General features: G+C 46.9%; 4 protein-coding genes and 1 pseudogene. 2 read left to right on the forward strand and 3 right to left on the reverse strand.

Translation table 11 applies throughout. The features are described from left to right. Window positions 1-134 precede the first annotated feature (134 nt). Window positions 135-878, forward strand: a complete 744-nt coding sequence (locus tag PX636_RS21200) for a DUF1995 family protein (protein WP_125730874.1) — start codon at window positions 135-137, stop codon at window positions 876-878. 42 nt (window positions 879-920) lie between these two features. On the opposite strand, the gene PX636_RS21205 is transcribed toward PX636_RS21200, so the two are convergent. The 3 genes and pseudogenes from PX636_RS21205 to PX636_RS22975 form a co-directional block, all read right to left on the reverse strand. Further along, window positions 921-5,564 (reverse strand): hypothetical protein, encoded by a 4,644-nt coding sequence (locus tag PX636_RS21205; protein ID WP_288118728.1) that lies wholly within the window; start codon window positions 5,562-5,564, stop codon window positions 921-923. Between the two features lie 216 nt (window positions 5,565-5,780). Further along, window positions 5,781-6,545: a hypothetical protein gene (locus PX636_RS21210; protein WP_288118729.1), complete on the reverse strand. Its 765-nt coding sequence runs from the start codon at window positions 6,543-6,545 to the stop codon at window positions 5,781-5,783. 315 nt (window positions 6,546-6,860) lie between these two features. Beyond that, window positions 6,861-7,127 (reverse strand): annotated as a pseudogene (locus PX636_RS22975) (IS110 family transposase); the annotation flags it as partial. A gap of 83 nt (window positions 7,128-7,210) precedes the next feature. Between PX636_RS22975 and PX636_RS21220 the strand changes: the two are divergent. Continuing rightward, a partial coding sequence (locus PX636_RS21220) for a DUF7149 domain-containing protein (protein WP_502882913.1) occupies window positions 7,211-7,993 on the forward strand: 783 nt, incomplete at its 3' end.

A 7,993-nucleotide genomic window follows, 5' to 3' on the forward strand; every position in this document is an offset into this window, starting at 1 on the left:
CGAATGCTTCGCCCCTACAGGACGTAGGGTTCATTCATGAATCAACCCTACCTTTTATAAAAATTAAAATCTTTCTGATTTTAAGCCACCGACGACCAGTGGTAGTCACTGATAACTGATAACTGATAACTGAAATGACCCTACCCAATTCCCTAGAAGAAACGATCCTGCAAGCGAAAGCCGCCACCCAACTGGCTCTAGAATCGGGAGACAGACGCATACAAGTGGAATTAGTTATCCCAGAAATTGCTCTACAAGCGCAAGCTTTAGCCCTTGATTTTGCCTCTATTTTTGACAGTTATGGTTCTGGTTTAAGGGTAATTTTTCCCGATACCGGGGCCGCCATGTTAGCCCGACGGGATTGGGGAGAAACAGTTTTTCAACTGGGAGATTTAGGTAGTCGTTTTATTCCCATCGAAAACAAAATTAAGCCCGAAGATGAAGCGTTTTTAGTTGTTTGTCCCTCCTCGGTGGAGATTAATTCCGTAGAAAAACTCTGTAACTTGGCCGAAGATCGCCCCGTGGTTCTTCTGATTCCCCAATTGGAAGATGTATCGGTAGTGGGTATCGGTTACGCAGCCCGACAATTGCGAGAAAGATTTTTAAGTACCCTAGAAAGTTGTTATTATTTTCGTCCCTTGGAATCAGCGATCGTGTATCGTTCCTATCCTTCTTTGTGGCAAGTTTGGCTCGAAAAAGAAGACGGTTACGAGTTAATTTCCGAACAATCCACTAAACCCATGGGGGAAGCTTTAGAAAATCTGATTCTGAAAGCTTCTAGTAATACTCCTAATGATAGTTCTAATCCTGCTAATAAAGCCAAAAAGTCCGGTTTATTTGCCACTATGGGACGCTTCTTAAAAGCATTACAACAGTGACATACTCCCCCCGTCAAGTTAGGCTGTGACGGTGGGAGTATGTCAATCCCACTCCTGTAAGTCTCTGAGCCAATTTTGCAGCAAGCTAGTTAATTGAGTACGGCGAGTTTCAAAATTGCCAGCAATTGAGAGCAAGCTAACCCCCACCAGCAATCCGATAATCCATTTAAGCAGAGGATAAAGGGAAATCAAAATTACCAACTGATAGAAAGCATTAGCCACAAAAGTAAAAGTGCCAAGATAGAGGAAGGCGCGAATTCGTAAGGCTAATCCGGCAAAAATTGCCACTAAACTGAGGATGCCAGGCAGGATTCCCGTCTGATGATGAAACCAGAGAGCCGCACTAGCAATAATGCCTGTTCCCAAGAGGCGAAGCAGGTGGCGCAAGGATTTGCCTTGCCTCCCCTGACAGGTAGGTTCTATCCAGACAAGACAGAGGATAGACAATCCGACAAGACTGCTGTAGGCGAAGGGAGTTGCCAGAGAGAAATCCGCCAGCCAAAGGGCGATCGCCCAATTCACTAACAAGAGGGTAAGATAGCGCCACCGGGGTTGCTGCCGCAGCCAAGCCAGCCAAGCATAGAATCCAGCCACCACCAGCAAACTTAGGGGATTGAGCTTGTCTAAACTGCCCCCAAGGGCGAGTCCTGGAAGAACAAGAGCGAGGAATTGCCAAGGACGAGGCGGCCAGCCCCAAAGCCGCCAAGGGAGCAGATAGGTGAAAACAGCCACCCCAGAGGTGATTACTCCCAACCAAGAAACTAGGTATTGAGAGAAGAATTCCATCGGAGGAATAGTATTGGCAGCATAAACCCCAATCCCAGTGGCTTCTAGAATACCCAGATAGACCCAGATTTCAGCGATCGCCTGGTCAGGATGGTTGCGCCCTTGCCAGATAGCATAACGAGTCAAAAAGATACCGGTTGCCAATCCCAACAGTTGATTGACTGCAACGGGATAGAATAAAGCCCCTAGTAACAGGCAACTGCCCAAAGCCCAGTGCAGGTGGGCAACCAACTTCAATTCTGAGGCCGTCAGATGCAAGTAGCCAGCCAACCAGGGAGAGAGCAACCGATAGCCGTAAACCAAGTTGGCGGCCAGGGCTGCCATTGCCAAAAATTGATCGCCTTGGGACAGGTCGGCAATTTGATAAAACAATAGCTCGTAGGCTGAGATGGAGATCCCGCCAATTCCCAGGTACAACAAGGGCTTCCCTGCCGGGGAGCGCCGCCCAACTCCGATGGCAATCAGTACCAGTCCCAGAGAACTCAAGCCAGTCCAACTACTGAAAAATCCCCAACGCAGAGCCGCTCCTAGGGCCCCATAGAGCAAGGGTAGGATATTCCAGCTATTGAGCATTTCCCGCCTGTGATCTCTGTGCCACCAATCTCCCAACAGTTGGGTAAGCAATCCCAAGAGAATATTGGCGATCGCTAGGGCAATTAAAGACTGCTTAGTTAGGTTGAGAACTTCGATGGTGAACAGTTCCAAGCTCCAGCCTACCCCGTAGATGCCCCAGTTACTCGGCTCGAGGTAGCTTCGATAGGCGATCGCCCCTAAAGTCAGGGCAGCCGCTAGGACAGGAAGGCTCGAGGCAGCCATCCAATCCGAGTAAACGGCTAGAGAATGGAGAGTCAGGGCGACTAACTCCAGACTACAGAGGGCAATTGCCCAGCCATCGCAGGCGCGGGCATAGAGGAGAGCAAGTGCAGAAGTACGCTGGCTCAACCAATAGCGCAACAGCCAGAGGGAGAGGGGGATAAGGGCGATTGCCCCCGCCAACAGCCAATCTAATCCAGGGAGAGGCAATCTCTCTAGTAAGGCAACGCTCAAGCCCAAGGACAAGCCGACCGTGATGGCAGCCGCTGCTAATTTTTGTAGGCGATGAGTCTGAAAGAACATCAAACCAGTGGCGATCGCCAGGGTGACGAGACGAGTTTCTTCCCCTACCCAGGTGGGAATTTGGGCAACTAGCAGGACTGAGATGCTCAACCAAATGACTAGGTTAGGTTGGCGCGAGGGTTGCCAACTGCGATAAGCTGTCGCCCCCATCAGCAGCCAAGTGGCGATCGCTTCTCTACCGTCTGGAGAATTAAGGACATTACCAGAAAGCGCCAATAACATCAGGAGGGAGAGGCAAGTTGCCCAACCATCGCTAACCTGGGCATAAATTCTCGCCAAATTATTCGGTAATGCCCTTAAGCATTGGCGGAGAATCCACAAGCTTGTCGCAGTAATTACCCCTGCCAACAGCCAGCTTGCTTCTTGCCGCAATGCCCAACCAAAACTGCCATCCCACAAACACAGTGCCAGCCAACTCAAGCCAAAACCTACGGTAATCGCTGCTGCTGCTACCTGCTCTAAGTTACGGCTATTGACGAACATCAATCCTGTAGCTATCCCTAAGCTAATTGAGGCAATTCCTGGTTCCAACCCTTGCGGGGGTCGGGCTGTTAAGATAAGCCACTGCCACAGGGCTAAAGCGTCTATACTCAACCAACTGGCAACTTCCCGCCGAGCCAGATTCCAAGTTCCCACCCCAGTCAGGGCCAGGGGAGCCAAACCCCAGACTAAGCCCCACTCTAGCCCCATAAGCGGGCGCTCCAACACAGAGGTCAACTGGGCGAAAACTGCCACCTGATTGAGGATAAACAAGCCATAGGATAGCCCAGCCAAGATTAGTCCCAGCTTCCAAGTTGTGTGGTGTAGGAGATGGAGCAAGGAAGTAGGAGGAAAGGGCTGTTTCACGCTGAATGCCAATTCCAGCACCGCCAGCATGATTAAAATCACGCCCCAAACTGCCCAACTCAACCTTGGCCATCCCCAGTCAATCGCCAAAATTAGGGTGAGCAAGCCAGCTAGGTGAGTGAGATAGGCCAGGGAGAGAAAACGGCGGGAAATCTCTTGAAGGGAAGCTAGTTTGACTTGCCGTTGGCTGAAAATTACTAACGCCAGGGTTGAAGCTGCCAAGTTGAGCGTCCTCAAGGCAGGATTGACTAAGGAGCAAAAGGTCAAGGTTGTTCCCCAGAACAAGGCTATCGAGCCGGTAAAAGAGGCTAATTCCCGCTTGCCCAATTGGGAGAACCAATCTGTCAGGAATAGGATTAAGACTAGGTAAGGAAAGAAAACTAAGCTTAGTAACGCCCAAGGGGTAGCTTCAGCGCCAGTTAAACCAGTCCCCAAGGTGATTGCCCCTTGCCTGAAAGTGTCTGGAAGTAAGCGCCAAGCCAGCCACAACCCCTGCAACCCAATCAGCAAGGCTGCTGCCAAGTCGAACTTCCGCCAGGAGTAACCGATGCGTCGGGCAAAAAACAGGAGTGATAAACCACTCACTGCTAGGGCTTGCCAAGGTGTTTCACCCACCGACAGTAACCAACCTAGCAGCAGCAAGCTACCGCCGATACGCTGCCACAAGGAAACAGATTGTCTGGTCTGCCAACTGGCTAACCAGCCGCAAATCCCCACAGCCAGCCCCAATTGGCTAATCTCTACCTGAGCGATAAAAATTGCCCGCACCAGCAGGATAACCAGCCCATAGACGACAATTGCCTCATTTAAGCTAAAAGGGGCTAATCTTTCTCTCCTTGATGCTGCTTCTTGTCCGGCTCCTTCAGGAACACGGGAAAGGGAGATCAAAGTTGTTCCTACCACTCCCAAGTAAGTTGCCAGCAAGGGAAAACCCCCAATTGCCCATCCCCAATGCAGATAGCTCAATCCCAAGTGATTCGGCAGACTTTGAGAAAATCCTGCCGGGCCAGTTCCCCCGTACCTCCCCCGGAATAGTTGAACTGTTACGGCGGTAAGGGAAAGGGCAGCCACTACCACAATCAACCAGGCTAGAGGGTTGCGCCACAAGCCCAAGCTATCCATGGCCAGAAAATTCATCGGTACTAGCAACAGAGTAACCAGGCGCAAAGCCTGACTGGTCAGGCGCAGGCGCGGCTGTTGGCTACTCCAAAAACTGGCTCCCCAAAAAGCTAAAGTATAAAGCCACAACACCCCATACTGTCCGGCGGTTGAGAATTTTTCCCAAAAGTTGGCGGCGAGGACACCAGAGGAGATGACCACCATGAAGACTCCCAACAGCAGCAGCCAGAGGACGCTCAATTCTGCCATCAGAGACTGTAACATTTGTCCGAATTGACTGGGAGTTTCCTGCCGTCGAGGAGATGTTGGCGGCTGTGGCGGGATTCTACGGGGAGCTTCTGGCCGTCGAGAAGGTAGCGCGGGTGGGGGAGGCGGCTGGGAGGAGATGGGGTCTGGCAGCGGCTCTCTGGTAGGGGCAGTTGTCAGTATAGGCATGACACAGGAGAGGTTTTCCCGACACAGTTGCTTGACTTGAGATTCCCCAAGTAATCCTAATTGGAGCCATTGTTCTAAACCTTGTAGTAGAGGGGGATGGGAAGCTCTCACTCTTATAACAACCCGGATTTGAGAAGCAGTCAGCCAGCCTCGCTCTTGCCATTGCCCCAAACCTTCTAAAAAGTTAGCTATAGGGACGCTGGTGGTTATTGTCAGAGCGAGGGTTTCTTGAACTGAATTTTCTCTCGCATTTATTGCTAATTCTAGTCTTTTGTCGGCAATCAACTCTAATTCTAGCCATTGATTGAGAGCTAGTAAAAGTTCGGCTGGCGAGTTGGGATTGACGATTTCTATGGGGATGATTCGCTTCTCTTGAAAGGACATAAGTAATCAGATAAGTAGTCGGACATAAATTCTCTCGTCTGTCTTAAGAAATGTAATTCTGGCAATTCTTGCTGACTCCTGACTCCTGACTCCCACGGTTAACTTTACTTTTGTCCGACCACTTAAAGGTAAAGTTAAAGTTAACTGTGGAGACAAGGGAACAGGGAACAGTAAGGGTTTCAGCCTTGGTTAGATCTCTTAAGAAATTAATCTCATCTAAGCTGTCTTGAAAAAGCGAATAATCTCTCGTACATGATTGAGAAATTGACTGTCTTCTGTCAGTTGTGCGATCGCATTTTGTGCTTCCTGAGATAAGGTTTCATGTTCAACCTGATTTTTAGCTTCTAATTTTTCTAGTAAGGCTTTCAGACGGGCTAATTCTTGGCGAGTTATTTTGACTTCTTGTTGCTGTATATTTGCTTCTGTATCGAGTTTTTCCCTAATTATTGCCACATTAGCCTCTAAATTAGAGACGCGAACGCGCAACTCTACTACATCCTCTCTGGGATACTTAATCTGTTGTCGAATCATTGACAAACGCACGGCTAAATATTGATAAGCCCGAATCGCCGGACGTAAAGCTGTCAATAATAAAGTTGCACCGGAACTCACATATCCTACTGCACTAATTCCCGTTGCTGCTAAGGTATAAAGTCCAATTCCTGACAGCAAATGTAAGGCGATTGCGAGCCGAATTGACCAACGCGCTACTGTCTTAACATAATCAACTTGTTTCCGATCTACGGGAATATTTTTTTCTTGAGAAATTGCTGCTTCTGCGATGACTTCCTGGGCATCAAAATAAATGTTCCAAGGAACAGTCACAATTACTAACAACCACCAAAAACTGGCGATCCCAATCAACCAATCGATTAAATTTCCTGACGGGATGTGCAACCATTGTAAAATTCCAAAAGCTAGTAAGACTAAGGCTCCAAAAATCACACAAAATCCGATAAATCCTAGATAGCTTAAAAACATCTCAATCACCCCATTTTTATTTCTCTTTCTTTTATGTTAGAAAAAGATTGATCAAGTTTCACTAACGGTTGTGACAGTTTGTGAATTTACCCATAAAATGACACAATTGTGAACCATAACTTGGCTGTTTGACAACGAGTATAGTGTAGCGACTGTCTTGATGGTCAAGGGGGAATTTAAAAAAAAACTCAAGCAGTTGCCGTAAAACTCAAAATCTCAAGCCGGAAAAAAGCGCAGCAAAAGCTAAGCTGCTCAGGTTAAACCAAAGCAAGCGCAACCCTTGATTAGAGATAACAAAAAGTGTGAATCTCTAGGAACTAAGCGAGAGATTTGTTTGGCGGTTAATTGACCGAGTTCTGGTAAGTCGGAGACGAGAGTAGTAGAAATTACTTGACCATGACTTTCTCGGGCCATTGTTGGTTAGCTTGGGTCAATTCCTCAATTTCTTGATTGAGTTTTTCAAGGCAGTTATCGAGATACTCTAGATGGACTTCGATATCGAGCTTTACCGCGAGCGCGTTCCCGTCGGTTCTTTTCGGCAGTCCGCATCTCGACAAGTTGCCGGCGACGACTAATTAAGTCCTACCGCTAACCCATCCTACAAATAATTGTGCCTCCCTACTTATAATAAAATTAGTCGGTAGTTTCCCTAGAGGTAAATTTTTATGATTGTCAATAAGCGAGAACTCAAGCAAGCCTTAAATCGGGTGTACTTAAAAATCAAGCCTGATGCTGAAACAATTCAGGTTTTTCGAGCTAATTTGGTGCGCTTGTTGGACCAATGTGACAGCAAAAAGTCGGAAGAGTTTAATAAAAATTTGCTGATAGATTTTTTAAAAAATACCTATTATGCTGATCGCTATTTTATCAATACAAAAGATCGCATTGATCTGGTGATTCATAATAACCAGGATGTTAAAAGTCCAGTGGGGGTCATTTTTGAGACTAAGAAACCTACTCGGACAATAAATGCAGAAATGCCAAGACTGGATCATCTCAATACTAAGGCTTTTCAGCAGTTAGTTTTATATTTTCTCCGCGAAAGGGTGACGGATAAAAATCTTGAGATTAAACACTTGATCGTGACAAATATTTATGAATGGTTTATTTTCGATGCGAAGATTTTTGAGGAGTTGTTTTTTGCTAATAAGGCTCTAGTTAACCAGTTTTGCGATTTTGAAGAAGGGAGACTGAGTAGTACGAAAACGGATTTTTTCTATCAACAAATTGCCGAACCAGCGATCACTAAAGTTATTGAGCAAATTAAATTTACCCATTTTGATCTGCGAGATCTGGAAAATTTAGATTTGCTTGATATTTACAAGATTCTTTCGCCAGAACATTTACTTAAGTTACCTTTTGTTAATGACAGTAATACTTTAAATAAGCCTTTTTATAATGAGCTTTTGTATATTATTGGTTTGACGGAAATTAAGGATAAAGGGAAG

This window comes from Microcystis sp. M53598_WE2 (assembly GCF_030067735.1).
GTDB classification, from domain to species: Bacteria; Cyanobacteriota; Cyanobacteriia; order Cyanobacteriales; family Microcystaceae; genus Microcystis; species Microcystis aeruginosa.

Excerpts from the sequence above, each read along its gene's own strand:
- PX636_RS21205 (WP_288118728.1), bottom strand. The coding sequence starts at position 5,564 with ATGTCCTTTCAAGAGAAGCGAATCATCCCCATAGAAATCGTCAATCCC.
- PX636_RS21210 (WP_288118729.1), bottom strand. The coding sequence starts at position 6,545 with ATGTTTTTAAGCTATCTAGGATTTATCGGATTTTGTGTGATTTTTGGA.
- PX636_RS21200 (WP_125730874.1), top strand. The coding sequence starts at position 135 with ATGACCCTACCCAATTCCCTAGAAGAAACGATCCTGCAAGCGAAAGCC.